The following is a 14,786-nucleotide window of genomic DNA, read 5'->3' as shown; positions in this document are numbered from 1 at the left end:
CAGAATCCGCGATTTTATTTTTATCGTGATCGTTACGGAAGTCGGATACCGTTTCCGTGCGGATCAATATGATTGACCAGAAAATCGATGAAGGCCCGGATGCGTGCGGCAAGATGTTCATGCCCGGCAAAGATCGCATGGATCAGCTGTTCGTCATTCGGGTTCCAGTCGGGCAGGATTTCAACCAATGTTCCGGTCTTCAGATCGCCCTGAACATGAAACCGCCCCAACCGCGCCATACCAAGTCCCGAAAGGCAAAGGCGGCGCATGGCCGGGCCGCTGTCGCACTGGAAATTACCCGATACGATCCGGCCGAAACGTTCGCCGGTATCGGGATTGATGAATGGCCATTCATTCATCGGGATCGGGAAGTTGAACCGCAGGCAATTGTGACTTTCCAGTTCGTCCGGATGGCCGGGTAGGCCGCGTTTGGCTATATATTCCGGTGATGCGACGATGGTGCGGCTGCTTTCGATCAGTTTGCGGGCCTTTAACGATGAGTCGGGCAATGATCCGGATCGGATGGCAATATCGGCCCGTTCCTCGAGCAGATCAATGATTCCGTCGGTCAGGGAAAAGTCCAGTTCAACCTCGGGATAGCGTTCGAGAAAGGCCGGGATCAGCGGCTGAACATACATCACACCAAACGCGATGGAGGCATTGACGCGCAACCGGCCACGCGGTGCCGCCTTGCCGCCGCTTGCGACCGCACGTTCGGCATCGTCGATTTCATCGAGAACACGCTGGGCGCGGACCAGATACATTTCGCCTTCGGGAGTTAATTGCAATCCGCGTGTGGATCGAACCAGAAGGCGGGTTGCCAGCCGGTCTTCGATCCGTGTGACAAGCTTGCTGACAGCCGATGGCGACAGATGCAGCTTTCGCCCGGCTTCGGAAAAGCTTCTGAGTTCCGCAACCCGGATAAAGACTTCCATTTCCCCTGCGCGATTATCCAACTGATCCTCCGGCTTTGAATTCAATTCAAAAGCATTTGTCGCGCAATCCGGATTATCGTGCAAGCATTCCATCGGCATAGTGGGCGGCAATGAACGGGGCGGGATGCCCCACCAACCATTTGTGCCCGCAAGCGCATGGCGCGCGGGCCGGAGAATTGAAATGCCGCTTGCTTTATTTGCGTTGACGATCGCGGCCTATGCGATTGGCACGACGGAGTTTGTCGTCGTCGGCCTTTTGCCGACCGTGGCAAACGATCTTTCGGTGACCCTGCCGATGGCCGGGTTGATTGTCAGTGTCTATGCCCTTGGCGTTACGTTCGGTGCGCCGGTTTTAACCGCCCTGACCGGGCGCATGCACCGCAAGACCCTGATGCTGGGGCTGATGGGGGTGTTTGTGGTCGGCAACAGTGCCGCCGCCCTTAGCCCGAGTTATGAAATGCTTCTGGTTGCGCGGGTGATTTCGGCCTTTGCGCATGGTGTGTTTTTCTCCATCGGGGCGACGATTGCCGCCGATCTGGTGCCGGAAAACCGCCGGGCATCGGCGATTGCGATGATGTTCATGGGGTTGACGGTTGCGATTGTGACCGGTGTGCCGCTTGGCACCTATATCGGTCAGATGTTTGGCTGGCGGGCGACTTTTTGGGGTGTTTCGCTTCTTGGCGTGATTGCCTTTGTCGGGATTGCGGCTTTGCTGCCCCCGAACCTCAGCCGGGCGGCGCCCGCACGCCTGCTTGATCAGGTGCGCGTGCTTGGCAGTGGCCGGTTGTTGATCGTGTTTGGCATGACCGCATTTGGTTATGGCGGCACGTTTGTCACCTTTACCTATCTGTCTGCCGTGCTTCAGGATATTACGGGTTTCCGTGAATCCAGTGTCAGTCTGATCCTCGTTGCTTATGGGCTTGCGATTGCGGTTGGCAACCTTGCCGGGGGACGCATTGCGGATCGGAACCCGGTCCGGGCGCTGACCATCCTGTTTGCCTTGCAGGCCGTCACACTTGTGATCTTTACCTTTACCGCCGTTTCGCCGATCCTTGCCATTGTCACACTGGCGGCCCTTGGTTTCCTGCAATTTGCCAATGTGCCGGGGCTTCAGCTTTATGTCGTGCAACTGGCAAAGCTGCACCGTCCGGGCGGGGTGGATGTTGCATCCGCGCTGAATATCGCGGCCTTTAACCTTGGCATTGCGATCGGGGCGTGGGTTGGCGGAATTGTTGTGTCCTCGTCGCTTGGTCTGTCGGCAACGCCGTGGGTTGCGGCCCTTCTGGTCGCGTTTGCGGTTGGTCTGACGATGATCAGCGGTGTGCTGGACCGCCGGTCCGATAACGCCCTTCAGACCGCATAACCGATATCGGGGTTGCCACGTCCTGTGCACCGGATGTGGCACCCTTTGCCGGAAAGGCTTGTTTTAATGGTCTTTCTGGCGTTTTCTGATTGTTCGCCCCACAAAACCGGTTTTGATATGTCCATTTCGACTGCGCTGCCTGCTGCCGTTCCTGCACATTTCCCCCGCCAGATTGCGGTTCTGATCCTTGTCGTTGTTGCCTGTTCCTTTGCCGGGAACCATGTGGCGGCAAGGCTGGCGTTTGAAAACGGTACCGGGTTGCTTCTGGCGATCCTGTGCCGGTCGGGTGTGGCATTGGCGATCCTGATTACGCTTGTGATCTGGCAACGCCAGACGATCCGGCTTCCGGTCGGGACGCGCAGATGGCAATTGCTGCTGGGGCTTCTGGTCACGATCCAAAGCCTGTGCCTGTATTCGGCGGTGGCGCGCATTCCGGTCGCACTTGCACTTCTGACGGCCAACAGTTTCCCGATCATTCTGGCGTTGCTGACCTGGGCGTTGGGCGGGGCAAGGCCGACGCTCAAATCGGCGGCCCTGATGCTGTTCATCCTGTCGGGGCTTGTTTTAGCACTTGATGTGCCAGGTGTTCTTGCGATGGATGGGGATGTTGGTGCGAACTGGTGGCAGGGAATTGTTTTTGCACTGGGGGCGGCGACTTCCTTTGCCGTGGCCCTTTGGGTGACCGATCACAAATTATCGGCGTTGCGCGGATCGGTGCGCAGCATGTTCACCATGGTGATCGTGTTTGCATCGATGATCATTGCCGGTTTCGCCGAACTGGTGCCGGGCGGAATGGCATTGCCATCCGCAACACCGGGCTGGTTCGGGCTTGGTGCATTGGTGCTGCTTTATGGTGGTGCCTTTTCCGTCCTGTTCATTTCGGTGCCGCGCCTGAACATGGCGCGCAATGCGCCGGTGATGAATATGGAACCGATTGCCACCCTGCTGTTTGGCTGGGTGGTGCTGGAACAGATGATCAGCCCGGCCCAGATGCTGGGCGGGTTGGTCGTGATTACCGGGATTGTCATCCTGACGGTGCGCAAATCGGCCTGAGTGCCGGAATTATCGGAACCTTCGGGTTTGGCAGCCGTTGCGAAGACAGTCGCGACATTTCCAATGAGGAATTCAGATGTTTGATGTATCTGCAAATGGTGCGGTGATCCCCGCCCTTGGCTTTGGCACGTTTCGCATGCCCGAAGCCGACGTTCTGCGTATCGTGCCCAAGGCGATCCAGACCGGCTTTCGCCATATCGATACCGCCCAGATTTACGACAACGAAGCCGCCGTCGGGCAGGCCATTATCGATAGCGGCGTCCCGCGCAAGGACATTTTCCTGACCACCAAGGTCTGGGTCAGCAATTACAGGCATGATGCCTTTGTCAAATCGGTCGATGAAAGCCTTGAAAAGCTTAAAACCGATTATGCCGATCTGCTGCTTTTGCATTGGCCGAACAATGATGTGTCGCTTGCCGATCAGATCGGGGCGTTAAACGAGGTCAAGCAGGCCGGCAAGGTGCGCCATATCGGGGTGAGCAATTTCAATATTGCCCTGATGGATGAAGCCGTTGCCCTGTCGGATGCGCCGCTTGTGACCAATCAGGTCGAATATCATCCCTTCATTGATCAGACCAAGGTCATGGATGGCGCGCGCAAGCATGGCATGGCGCTGACCGCCTATTATGCGATGGCCGATGGCAAGGTGCTTGATAACGCGGAACTTGGCGAGATCGCCAAATCGCATGACAGGTCGGTCGCGCAGGTGGTTCTGCGCTGGCTGTTGCAGCAGAATGACGTCATCGCCCTTTCGAAAACGGCAACCGAAAGCCGGGTTGCGGAAAACTTCGACATCTTTGATTTCGAACTGAGCGGTGAGGAAATGCAGGCCATTCATGGTCTGGCCGATAAAAATGGCCGGATCGTCAGCCCCGACGGGCTGGCACCTGATTGGGACTGATCCTGCTGTGAGGGAACAACAAGACCGACGAAGCTGATTTACTTGGTTAAGGTATTGAGAAATATATCTTTTATATCGAGGTGAATTTTCGTTGGGAGCTTTTTCCGGTTTTCTGGAAAATTGTTCTTGATTTGTTCTTTGTCTTGTGGCATAAAGATAAAGTCAACAGGACAAATGGGTCCGGAGACAAAACCCGCAAAACGTGATCCGCTTTTGCGGGTTTTTTGCGTTTCGGGCGGCAAAAACAGGAATGAGACGATGACGCGACAGCGATCTGGCGGGATGAAATGGCGGGGGCGGCATCGCCAAAGGGCCATCATGGGCGCATGGAAAAGTCATTACGGTGGTGGTGCGTCCGGGCCGTGAGGCCGTCGGAAATTTACGAAAACGGGTGTTTATCATGACGGGAGAGTTGTGCTCTTGGGGTAAGGGCGTTTGTTCGGGGCAGCGAGAGCCGGGGCCAAGTTGGCCCGGGCCGGTTCAGTCCGGGGCCAGTCCGGTCGGTGAAGCGTGAAAATGTCGAGAATCAGCGGGCCCGAATTGCGTCTGCACTGGATCGGCACGGGATCGTCTGACCGGGATTGGCAGGCAGGATCGGTCGTCAGCGGGCTGGTGGTGCGTTCGGAGATGCCGAAAGGCTGGTCATTGATGGCGGGGGACGTGTGCCTGCCATGCGGCAACGCTGTGGCCCTTGGGGTGAGGTGCGTTTGCGGCGTCAACCGAGGGCGATGGGTGCTTGTTCGGGGCAGCAGGGCCTGGGGCGAGGTCGGTGTGGTGCAATCAGGTTCAGTCCAGTCCTGTCCGTCCAGTCCACCTGGTCGGTGGCGTTTGGTGATGCCGAGGGGCAGCAGGGCTGGTTGGCTGGATTGGTTTGGCGATGGATCAAAATCGTCATTCCGGGCGAAGCAGAGCGCAGACCCGGTAACCGTGCCCTATTGAAAGAGACTGGATTCCCGCCTTCGCGGGAATGACGATGAGGTTGGGAATGACGATCGGATTGGGAGGGCTTTGTCAGCAATCTATCCGGCCCTCCTGTGGCTTAGACCGCCTGTGAATGCCGTCCGTGGGCGTGATCAAGATAGGTGTCAAACGCCGCGCAAACCGCCCGGACAAGCGGGCGGCCGCTTTCGGTAAGGTGGATCTGTGTGCCGTTAACTTCGACAATGCCATCCTGTGTCATGGCGCGGACCCGCTCGATCTCCCATGTGAAACGGTCGGCGGAAATGCCGTGATCGGCACAGATGGCGGCGACATCAACCGTCAGGTTGCACATCAGTTCGTTGATGATGTCGCGCCGGATGCGATCCTCGTTGCTAATCGCGATACCCTTTTCAATGGCGCATTCGCCGGCCTCGACCGCGCGTTGCCAGCGGGCAAGGGCCGGGTCGTTCTGGGCATAGCCCTGTGGCAGCGATGAAATGGCCGAGGGGCCAAAGCCGATCAATGCTTCGGCGCGGTCGGTGGTGTAGCCCTGAAAATTACGATGTAACAGGCCGCTTTTCTGCGCGATGGCCATGGCGTCGTCATCGCGTGCGAAATGGTCAAGGCCGATGGCGCTGTACCGATGCGAGGTCAGCCGGGTCTGGATAGCTTCGTATTGCGCCCAGCGTTGTGGCGTATCGGGCAGGGCTTCGGTCGGGATCAGGTTCTGGTGCTTTTTCATCCATGGCACATGGGCATAACCGAATACCGACAGGCGGTCGGGGTTCAGCGTGACGGTCTGATCAACGGTTTCGATGATGCTGTCCACGGTCTGGAACGGCAGGCCATACATCAGATCGACATTGATGCCCGAAATTTTGTGCGCCCGCAGACGGGCAATGACATCTTCGACCAGCTCAAACGATTGCACGCGGTTGACCGCACGTTGCACAAACGGGTTGAAATCCTGAATGCCGATGCTGGCACGGGTAAAACCGCAATCGGCCATGGCATCGATAAATTCCGGGGTGGCCGTGCGCGGATCCATTTCAAGGGCGACTTCGGCATCGTCAAGGATGTCGATGCGATCCGTCAGGTCGGCCATGATCGCGCGCAGGTCTTCGGGTTTCAGTGCCGTCGGGCTGCCGCCGCCAAAATGAATGTGCGACACCTTGAAACGATGCGCGGGGTCAAGCTTTGACAGAAGGCTTGCGATTTCAGCCCGAAGGGCGACAACAAAATTGCCGACCGGGTCATATTGTTTGGTGATTTTGGTGTTGCACCCACAGAACCAGCACATTTCCCGGCACCACGGAATATGCAGATAAAGCGATAAGGGTTGTGCGGGATCAAGGTCACCCAGCCAGCTTTCGAAAACCCTGCCATTCACCGATGCACTGAAATGCGGTGCGGTCGGATAGCTGGTATAGCGCGGCAGACGCAGGTCGTATTTTTCGTAAAGGGCGAGTTGCATGACGGACATCCCGAAAATTCGTTCTGTCCGTCTTTTGCATTATTCCAAATTCATCTTCCTTGATATGCGTCAAGGAGCGGCAAAGCGGGAAACTACAGATGCTTGAAAGCTGAAATCAGATCGGCACGCAGGATCGCCAGCCGTTCATTGCCGGTTTCCTCGTCATACGGTTCGGCCTTGCCGACACCCCAGATCGGGCCGGGCCATGCGGCATCATTTTTGAACCGGGCGACGACGTGGCAATGCAGTTGCGGAACCATGTTGCCCAGCATCGCGACATTGGTTTTATGTGCGTCGAAGCGACGTTTCAGCGTTGCTGAAACAGCGGCGCATTCATCGCCCAGCAATTTGCGTTCATCCGCAGTCAGATCGTCATAATCGACCAGATTAGCGCGTTTGGGGACCAAAATCAGCCAGGGATAGCGGGCGTCATTCATCAGCAGGATATGGGATAGCGGGCCATCGGTCACGATGGAGGTGTCGGCGGCAAGCTGTGGATGAAGGGCGAATTGCTGGATCATGGTGGGCCTCTTTTGGGGCTTGGGGCGGATGAATGCAAAATCTTATAATCGGAACGCATCAGCTTGTCGCGCGTTCCAGCAAAGGCGGACAAAATTGTCCATCCAATTGTTCTTTTTGAATAACTTGCAAATCACCCCGTTCCTGACTAGCTAGAGCCGGGGTCGGACAAATGCGATACAGGAGCATGACCGGCATGACGGACAGAAAACGGGTGGTAATTGTTGGCGCGGGTTTCGGGGGCATGAGTGCCGCCAAGAAACTTGCGGGCAAGGATGATGTTGATGTCATCCTGATCGACAAGCGCAATCATCATCTGTTTCAGCCGCTGCTTTATCAGGTGGCGACGGCCGATCTGTCGCCGGCCGAAATCGCCTGGCCGATCCGCAGTATTTTCAGCCGCTATCCCAATGTTTCCGTCTTCATGGGCGAGGTCACCGGGCTTGATTTGCCGGGCAAGCGGATCATCGCGGGGGATCGCGACCTTTCATATGATTATCTGGTGATCGCGACCGGGGCGGTGACATCCTATTTCGGGAATGATCACTGGGCGATGGTCGCACCGGGCCTTAAAAACATTACCGAGGCGACTGATATCCGCAAAAGCCTGCTTCTGGCGTTTGAGCGCGCGGAAAACAGCGAAGATCCTGAAGAACGGCGTCGGTTGCTGAACTTTGTCGTGGTTGGCGGCGGGCCGACCGGGGTTGAGATGGCCGGGGCGATTGCCGAGCTTGCCAAACAGGCATTGTCCCATGATTTCCGCCGGATCGATCCGCGTGATGCACGCATCATCCTTGCCGAAGGTGGCCCCAGATTGCTGGGTGCGTTCCCGGAAGATCTATCAGACTATACCCGAAAATCGCTTGAAAAAATCGGGGTCGAGGTCCGGGTCAATCAGCAGGTTTCCGACATTACCGCGATGGGTGCGCAGATCGACGATGAGTTCATTCCGAGCGCCAATGTGATCTGGGGTGCGGGGGTTCGGGTTGATCATCTGGCCGACTGGACCGGGCGGGAATGTGATCGGGGTGGCCGGGTGATGGTCAATACCGATCTGTCGGTGCCGGGTTATGAGGATGTTTTTGTCATCGGTGATGCGGCGCATGTGCCGTGGCGCGATGGTATGACGGTGCCGGGGATTGCCCCGGCAGCCAAGCAGCAGGGCAAATATGTTGGCGGGCGTATCCTTGATCATATGGCAAGCCGTGAAACACCGCCATTTGCCTATCGCCATGCCGGAAATCTGGCGACGATTGGCCGCCATCGGGCGGTGATCGACCTGAACGGATTGAAGCTGCGCGGCTGGCTGGCGTGGTGGTTCTGGGGGCTTGCGCATATCTATTTCCTGATCGGTCTGCGCGCGCCCGCCCTTGTGATGGTGCAGTGGGTGTGGAGTTATCTGTTCCGCAAAAAAGGCGCGCGTCTGATCACCGGACAGATGGCGGGCGAGGTGTCGGATCAGGCAAGCCCCGCCCAAAGCGCAGCATCAAGCCCGGGGCGGAAAAACGACAAGAACACCACCGGGGGAATGAGGGGCCGATCCATTCCCCGGTGATGGTGCCATCAGGCTTTTCATGCCGTCATGGCGATATCGGAAACCTGTGTATGGCGTGCCTGTAGTTGCATGACGATATCGGTGACCTTTGCCTCGGCATCAGCGATGGATTTCTGGGTGCGTTCATCGCCGAATTCGTCATATTCGATGGCGGAGCTGTATTGATCGGTGATGCCGATATATTCCAGCGGGGCAAAGACGCCGCCTTCGACATGGTTAAGATGGGCAACACGTCCACCCGGATCATATCCGAAATCGCCGCGCGAGGATAAGACCACCACCGATTTGCCACCGGTCAGCATCGGCCAGTACGGTTCGCCATCGCGCGACCGGTCAAAGCCGAAGGTGACGCCGACGCGGACGATGTTTTCGATCCATGCCTTCATCTGGGCGGGCATGCCGAAATTATACATCGGCACCCCGGCAACAATCACATCGGCACGCAGCAATTCGGAGAGCAGTTCGTCGCTTTCGGCCAGCGCCTGATGCATCCAGTCTTCGCGCTGGGCCGGTTTGGTGAAGGCCGCATGAACCCAGTCACCGGTTACCGGATTGGGGGGATTGGCCCCGACATCGCGATAGATGATTTCGTCATCCGGGCGGGTGGCGCGCCATTGTTCGATGAATTTGGCGGTAAGGCGTCGGGAGTGGGAGCCATGGGCGCGGGTGTCGGATCGGCCGGGGCGGGCGCTGCTGTCGATATGAAGAATGGTTGTCATGGGGCACCTTTGATCGTTGGTGATGATCTTTGTTCATCTGTTTCGATTTGCATTACCCCATATTTGACTTGGATACAGGTTTTGATCAAAATCGAATATCTCAGCCAATAGATGAATTGAGTTCATCCATATGCCCTTGCCCCCGCTTGCGACCCTGCGCGCCTTTGAAGCCGCCGCCCGGCACCTTAGTTTCAAGCGGGCGGCGTCCGAACTTGCCGTAACACCGACCGCGATCAGCCATCAGGTGCGATTGCTTGAAGAAACCCTTGGTGTGCGATTGTTTGACCGCAAGCCAAGGCAGGTGACACTGACCGCCGCCGGGCAGGAGCTTTATCCCACATTGCGCGATGGCTTTGCCGGTTTTGCCGTTGCCATTGATCGGGTCAAGGCGCGCAAGCAGCAGCGCAGCCTGACGGTATCGGTGCTGGCGTCGTTTGCGGCCAAATGGCTGTTGCCGCGCCTTGGCGGTTTTCAGGCAGCACATCCCGATATTCATCTGCGGCTGCATACCTCGGCCGAGGTGGTTGACCTTAATTCCGGGATGGCCGATGCCGCGGTTCGATATGGAAGGGGGCCTTTTGCCGGGATGGTGGTGCAAACCCTGTTTGCGGACCGGTTCGCGCCGGTTTGCAGCCCGATGCTGAATATCCAACAGCCCAACGACCTGCGCGGACAGACCTTTTTGCATCTGGAATGGCTGCGCCCGGACGAGGTGACGCCGACCTGGGCGCGGTGGTGCAAGCGGGCCGGGTTGGATGATGTCGATTTATCAAGCGGGCTTAGTTTCAGTGACGATACCCATGCCATTCAGGCGGCCATCGCAGGCCAGGGCGTTGTTCTGGCCAGTTCGGAAATGGTGCGTTCGGAAATCGCCGCAGGGCTTCTGGTGCAGCCGTTTGGCCCGGTGATGGAAGGGCATCATTATCATCTGATCCATACCGGCAAGAGTGCCAATATCAAGGAAATCGAGGCATTCGGCGGGTGGCTTGCGGACGAAATCGCCAAAGATGGTGCCGTGTGATGAAGGTGTCCGGGATGCCGTCCTGCTTTGGCATTGACGCGGCGGCGGTGATGCGAAACCATGACGACCCGAACCCATGCTTCGATCAGGTGTCCAATGCCCCGTTTCAGCGCCAATCTTTCATTCCTTTTTGCCGATCTGCCGTTTGAAAAACGTTTTGCGGCGGCGGCGGCGGCCGGGTTTGGCGGGGTTGAATATGTCGGCGCCTATGACATGCCGATGGCAAGCGTCAAATCGCTGCTGAGTGACAACGGGCTTGAACAGGTTTTGTTCAATATGCCGACCGGCGATTGGGAAAAGGGCGAACGCGGGCTTGCCTGCCGACCGGGGCGTGAGGATGCATTTCGCGATTCCGTGGTCAAGGCGCTGGATTACGCGGCTGCGACCGGATGCCAGATGGTGCATTGCATGGCGGGCCTGATGGGAAAGGGCGAGGACGCCGGGGAACTGGCGCGGCTTTATTGCGACAATCTGCTTTATGCCGCCGATCTGGCCGAACAGGCCGGGGTCAAAATCCTGATCGAGCCGATCAATCCGATTGATATGCCGGGTTATCTGCTTAATTCCGTCGAACAGGCCGCCGTGATCCTGGATCAGCTTGATCATCCCAATCTGGCGCTGCAATTCGATATTTACCATGCGCAGATTGTCGGCGGGAATATCGCGGCCCGTCTGGACAAGCATCTGGACAAAACCGCCCATATCCAGATTGCCGGTGTGCCGGGGCGGCACGAACCCGATAGCGGCGAGCTTAATTACCCGTTCCTGTTCTATATGCTGGATCGGGTCGGTTATGACGGCTGGATCGGCTGCGAATACAGGCCGCATGGCGATACTGATGCCGGGCTGGAGTGGATCCGCACGTGGATGCCCGCGGCCTCATAGGTTCTCGGTGGCCTTTGGACGCAGAAGAAAGGATGTTTTCAACTTGTATCTGGTAGCGGGATAATTGCCGGGTTCGGACGTTCTCGACAGGAATCTGGACGTTGCAGCATGGAGAATTCCGAGCAAGTGCCATAATTTCCACGCCGAAATATGAAGATAACGTCAGAGTAAAATTCGTTGACCCCAGCGTGAACGCCAAAAGCATTCAGAGGCGGACTGTCGTTAAATTTTGAGGAATGTCTTATGGATCCACTTTCGGACGTTTTGGCGCTTCTGAAGCCGCGCAGTTATGTATCCGCAGGCTTTGATGCGGGTGGGGACTGGTCGATACAGTTTTCCGGCCAGCAGGACCGCATAAAATGTTACTCGGTCATTTCCGGAAACGGGTGGCTTTCTGTCGAGGGTGTTTCTGATCCCGTGCGTCTGCAGGAAGGCGACTGTTTTGTGTTGCCGAGTGGTAAACCTTTCCGTCTTGCAAGCGAGATGTCGGTGCCATCGGTTTGTGCCAGTACGATTTTCCCGCCAGCACGGGATGGTGGTGTCGTTACCTATAACGGCGGCGGCGATTTTTTTCTTGCGGGTAGTCGTTTCGGCGTAAGCGGCGGTGGCGCGCCGCTTCTTATGAAAATGCTGCCGCCTATCGTCCATATTCGTAAAAAGTCAGAACGAGAAGCTTTGCGATGGTCTGTCGAGAGGATGATGGAGGAACTGCGTCAGAGAGAGCCGGGAGGTTCTTTGATTGCGCAGCATCTTGCGCATATGATGCTGGTGCAGGCGTTGCGGCTGTATTTGACGGAAATGGTTGATTCCGGTGATGTGGGATGGTTTTCAGCCCTTGCCGATAAACGACTGGCGCAGGCAATTCAGGCGATGCATGAAAGCCCGGCGCGACGTTGGACGCTGCAGGAATTAGCCGAGTATGCCGGAATGTCGCGTTCAATCTTTGCGCAGAGATTCAGGGAGAAGGTTGGGGAAACTCCGATCGAGTATCTCACGCGCTGGCGTATGCTTCTGGCTGTCGATCAACTTGAAACTTCCAATGAGCCGGTTTCCGTCATCGCGCTATCGGTCGGTTACGAAGCTGAAAGTGCATTCAGCACGGCGTTCAAAAGGGTCATGGGCTGTTCGCCACGACAATATGGTGTTGGCAAATAAATAGCCGCCTGCGTTGTGCAGGCGGCTTGATGATGCTGGAAAAATCGCCGGATCATCAGGCGTTCAATGCTTCCAGTACCCGTTCAGGAAGGAACGGATAATGCCGAAGCCTGACACCACCGGTTAGCCGGGCGACTGCATTGGCAATCGCGGGACCGACGGGCGGAAGGCCTGCCTGACCTGCGCCGCCGACCGGGCTGCCCGGTGTCGGCACAACAGAGACCTCGATTTCCGGTGCATCCGACATGCGTATGACCCTGTAGGTGTCGAAGTTTCCTTCCTGTACTTCGCCGTCGACGATGTTTATCTGCTCGAACAATGTCTGGCTTATGCCGTTCGTGATGCCGACGATCATCATTCCCTCAAGATGGCGTGGCTGGACCGCGACGCCGGTATCAATCGCACACCAGACCTTGTGCACCCGGATTTCGCCCGTTTCCCGGTTGAGGGATACTTCGGCCACTTGGGCGCAATGTGAGCCGAACGCATCAGCATAGGCAATGCCCAGTGCGCGATCATCGCGGGGACGGTCCCAGTCCGCCATACGGGCAACGGTTTCGATGACGTTTCTGGCGCGGGGCTGGTCTTTAAGAAGCTCTAGTCTTAGTTCCACGGGATCACTGCCTTTGACAGCAGCGATTTCGTCAATGACGCATTCGATGCCGAACCGGGTGTAGCCGACCCCGACAGCGAACCAGAAACCGATGTCCAGACCATTATCCTGACGGATATAATCGATCCGGTGCGCGGGAACGGCATAATTGAAATGTGCGCCTTCGGTTACGACATCGTCGTGACCACCCATGTCTTTGAATAATTCGGGCATTGTGCGTGCGAAAATAGAGTCGGCAACAATTCTGTGCCGCCAACCGGTAATGTTACCATCAGCGTCAAGTCCGACCTGAATGTGTTGTGCTTCAAGCGGGCGAAACTTGTCATGTCTCACATCGTCTTCGCGGCTCCAGATGACTTTGACCGGCCGTCCCCCGGATTCTTTGGCCAATGACACCGCATCGATAATGAAGTCTGCTTCTGCCTTGCGGCCAAACCCGCCACCAAGCAGAGTGGTGTTCACTTTGACCTTGTCGGGCGTTGTGCCGATGACATTGGCGGCAAAGCGTTGGGTGCCTGTCGGGCCTTGTGTCGGTGCCCAGACTTCCACTGTATCGCCGGTCACCTGTGCTGTGGCATTCATCGGTTCCATCGTTGCGTGATAGATAAGGTCGCTCATGTAATCGACCTCAATTACGGTTGTGGCATTGCGCATGGCGGTTTCGGTATCGCCTTGCGCATGGGCTTCGACACCCGCCTGAGACAGGTCATTCCCCACCTTGCGATACTGTTCGAGTAACTGGTCGCTTGTGTAGTTTCGCACCCTTGATGATGTGGTCCAGCTTACCTGCAAAAGGTCCTTTGCGCGCTTTGTCGCTTCGACCGTTTCACCAATAATCCCGACACCATAGGATAGCGGAACGATATGTGTGATACCCGGTACCGCCCATGCCGCTTCGTCATCAATGGTTTCCGGCTTTTCACCCTGTACGGGCGGACGCAATACCGCGCCATAGAGCATGTCTGAAAGCTGGACATCGATACCATATATCCCGCTTCCATTGACTTTTGCCGGGACATCGATGCGCGGGATATCGCGCCTGCCAATATAACGCCACTGTTCCGGTGTCTTGAGGTCCGCTTCGGTGACCTGTGGCAGGATATCGGGAAGAACACCCTTCGCAGCGATATCACCAAACCCAAGGGAGTGGCCCGAGAGCGAGTGGACGACCTTGCCGGGTTCGGTGGAAAGCTCGCTTTGCGGGACGTTCAAAAGGGTTGCGCAGCTTGCCAGTATTACCTGGCGTGTTTGCGCACCGATCAATCGTAACGGGGTAAAATAACCGCGCGTGGATTCGCTGCCACCTGTCAATTGAACGCCGTAAAAACCAGGGTTCCCGAATGTTTCAGCGTCAGAGGGCGCTTGCACAATTTTCACATCATCCCAATTGGCATCCATTTCCTCGGCGATCAGGAGCGGCAGTGTTGTCATGATGCCTTGCCCCATCTCGGAGGCGGGAGACATGATCGTAACGGTCCCGTCAGGCGAAATGGACACCCAGGCATTCGGAAGATAATTGCCGTCGACCGACGATGCCATCATCGCACCAAATGCCTGACCCGGCAGGCTGCCGAAGGCAACCGCGACACCGACGCTACCTGCTGAAATCAGAAAGCTGCGCCGCGAGATCGCCCGGCAGCGAAGGTTTACCGGTTCTGTTGTTCTGGTCATT

Annotated in this window: 12 protein-coding genes; 7 read left to right on the top strand and 5 right to left on the bottom strand. The window is 56.9% G+C overall.

What is annotated here, in order from left to right; all coding sequences use genetic code 11:
* Positions 1-32 precede the first annotated feature (32 nt).
* Positions 33-956, bottom strand: a complete 924-nt coding sequence (locus TH468_RS16130; protein WP_085645766.1) for a LysR family transcriptional regulator — start codon at positions 954-956, stop codon at positions 33-35.
* Positions 957-1,116: 160 nt separating this feature from the next.
* On the opposite strand from TH468_RS16130, the gene TH468_RS16125 reads away from it, so the two are divergent.
* The 3 genes from TH468_RS16125 to TH468_RS16115 all read left to right on the top strand — a co-directional run bounded on the left by TH468_RS16125 (position 1,117) and on the right by TH468_RS16115 (position 4,252).
* The gene (locus TH468_RS16125; protein ID WP_085645765.1) at positions 1,117-2,298 is read left to right on the top strand and encodes an MFS transporter; all 1,182 of its coding nucleotides are present in this window, start codon (positions 1,117-1,119) and stop codon (positions 2,296-2,298) included.
* A gap of 117 nt (positions 2,299-2,415) precedes the next feature.
* The gene (locus tag TH468_RS16120; RefSeq protein ID WP_168177161.1) at positions 2,416-3,351 is read left to right on the top strand and encodes a DMT family transporter; all 936 of its coding nucleotides are present in this window, start codon (positions 2,416-2,418) and stop codon (positions 3,349-3,351) included.
* 76 nt (positions 3,352-3,427) lie between these two features.
* Entirely contained in the window at positions 3,428-4,252 is an 825-nt protein-coding gene (locus tag TH468_RS16115) for an aldo/keto reductase (RefSeq protein WP_085645641.1), read from the top strand.
* A 1,039-nt stretch (positions 4,253-5,291) separates the two neighbouring features.
* On the opposite strand, the gene hemN is transcribed toward TH468_RS16115, so the two are convergent.
* Together hemN and TH468_RS16100 are read right to left on the bottom strand one after the other, a co-directional pair.
* Positions 5,292-6,647, bottom strand: a complete 1,356-nt coding sequence (gene hemN / locus TH468_RS16105) for an oxygen-independent coproporphyrinogen III oxidase (protein ID WP_085645763.1) — start codon at positions 6,645-6,647, stop codon at positions 5,292-5,294.
* 92 nt (positions 6,648-6,739) lie between these two features.
* Positions 6,740-7,168 (bottom strand): HIT domain-containing protein, encoded by a 429-nt coding sequence (locus TH468_RS16100; RefSeq protein ID WP_085645639.1) that lies wholly within the window; start codon positions 7,166-7,168, stop codon positions 6,740-6,742.
* 194 nt (positions 7,169-7,362) lie between these two features.
* Here TH468_RS16100 and TH468_RS16095 point away from each other — a divergent pair, with 194 nt between their 5' ends.
* Positions 7,363-8,721, top strand: a complete 1,359-nt coding sequence (locus TH468_RS16095) for an NAD(P)/FAD-dependent oxidoreductase (protein WP_246832364.1) — start codon at positions 7,363-7,365, stop codon at positions 8,719-8,721.
* Between the two features lie 17 nt (positions 8,722-8,738).
* Here the strand turns inward: TH468_RS16095 and TH468_RS16090 are convergent, their stop codons facing one another.
* Positions 8,739-9,440: an FMN-dependent NADH-azoreductase gene (locus TH468_RS16090; RefSeq protein ID WP_085645637.1), complete on the bottom strand. Its 702-nt coding sequence runs from the start codon at positions 9,438-9,440 to the stop codon at positions 8,739-8,741.
* A gap of 130 nt (positions 9,441-9,570) precedes the next feature.
* On the opposite strand from TH468_RS16090, the gene gcvA reads away from it, so the two are divergent.
* From gcvA to TH468_RS16075, 3 genes are all read left to right on the top strand, one after another.
* Positions 9,571-10,461: a transcriptional regulator GcvA gene (gene gcvA / locus TH468_RS16085; protein ID WP_085645636.1), complete on the top strand. Its 891-nt coding sequence runs from the start codon at positions 9,571-9,573 to the stop codon at positions 10,459-10,461.
* A 96-nt stretch (positions 10,462-10,557) separates the two neighbouring features.
* A complete protein-coding gene (otnI, locus tag TH468_RS16080; RefSeq protein ID WP_085645635.1) occupies positions 10,558-11,346 on the top strand; it encodes a 2-oxo-tetronate isomerase in 789 nt (262 codons plus the stop codon).
* Between the two features lie 243 nt (positions 11,347-11,589).
* Positions 11,590-12,501 (top strand): AraC family transcriptional regulator, encoded by a 912-nt coding sequence (locus TH468_RS16075; RefSeq protein ID WP_085645634.1) that lies wholly within the window; start codon positions 11,590-11,592, stop codon positions 12,499-12,501.
* Positions 12,502-12,556: 55 nt separating this feature from the next.
* Here TH468_RS16075 and TH468_RS16070 read toward each other — a convergent pair whose 3' ends face one another.
* Positions 12,557-14,785, bottom strand: a complete 2,229-nt coding sequence (locus tag TH468_RS16070; protein WP_085645633.1) for a xanthine dehydrogenase family protein molybdopterin-binding subunit — start codon at positions 14,783-14,785, stop codon at positions 12,557-12,559.
* Between the last annotated feature and the right edge of the window lies 1 nt (position 14,786).

Origin of the sequence: Thalassospira sp. MCCC 1A03138 (assembly GCF_002115785.1) — a bacterium.
GTDB lineage: Bacteria > Pseudomonadota > Alphaproteobacteria > Rhodospirillales > Thalassospiraceae > Thalassospira.
Note: the sequence above shows the minus strand (reverse complement) of the source record. Positions and strands in the feature narration are given on the sequence as shown.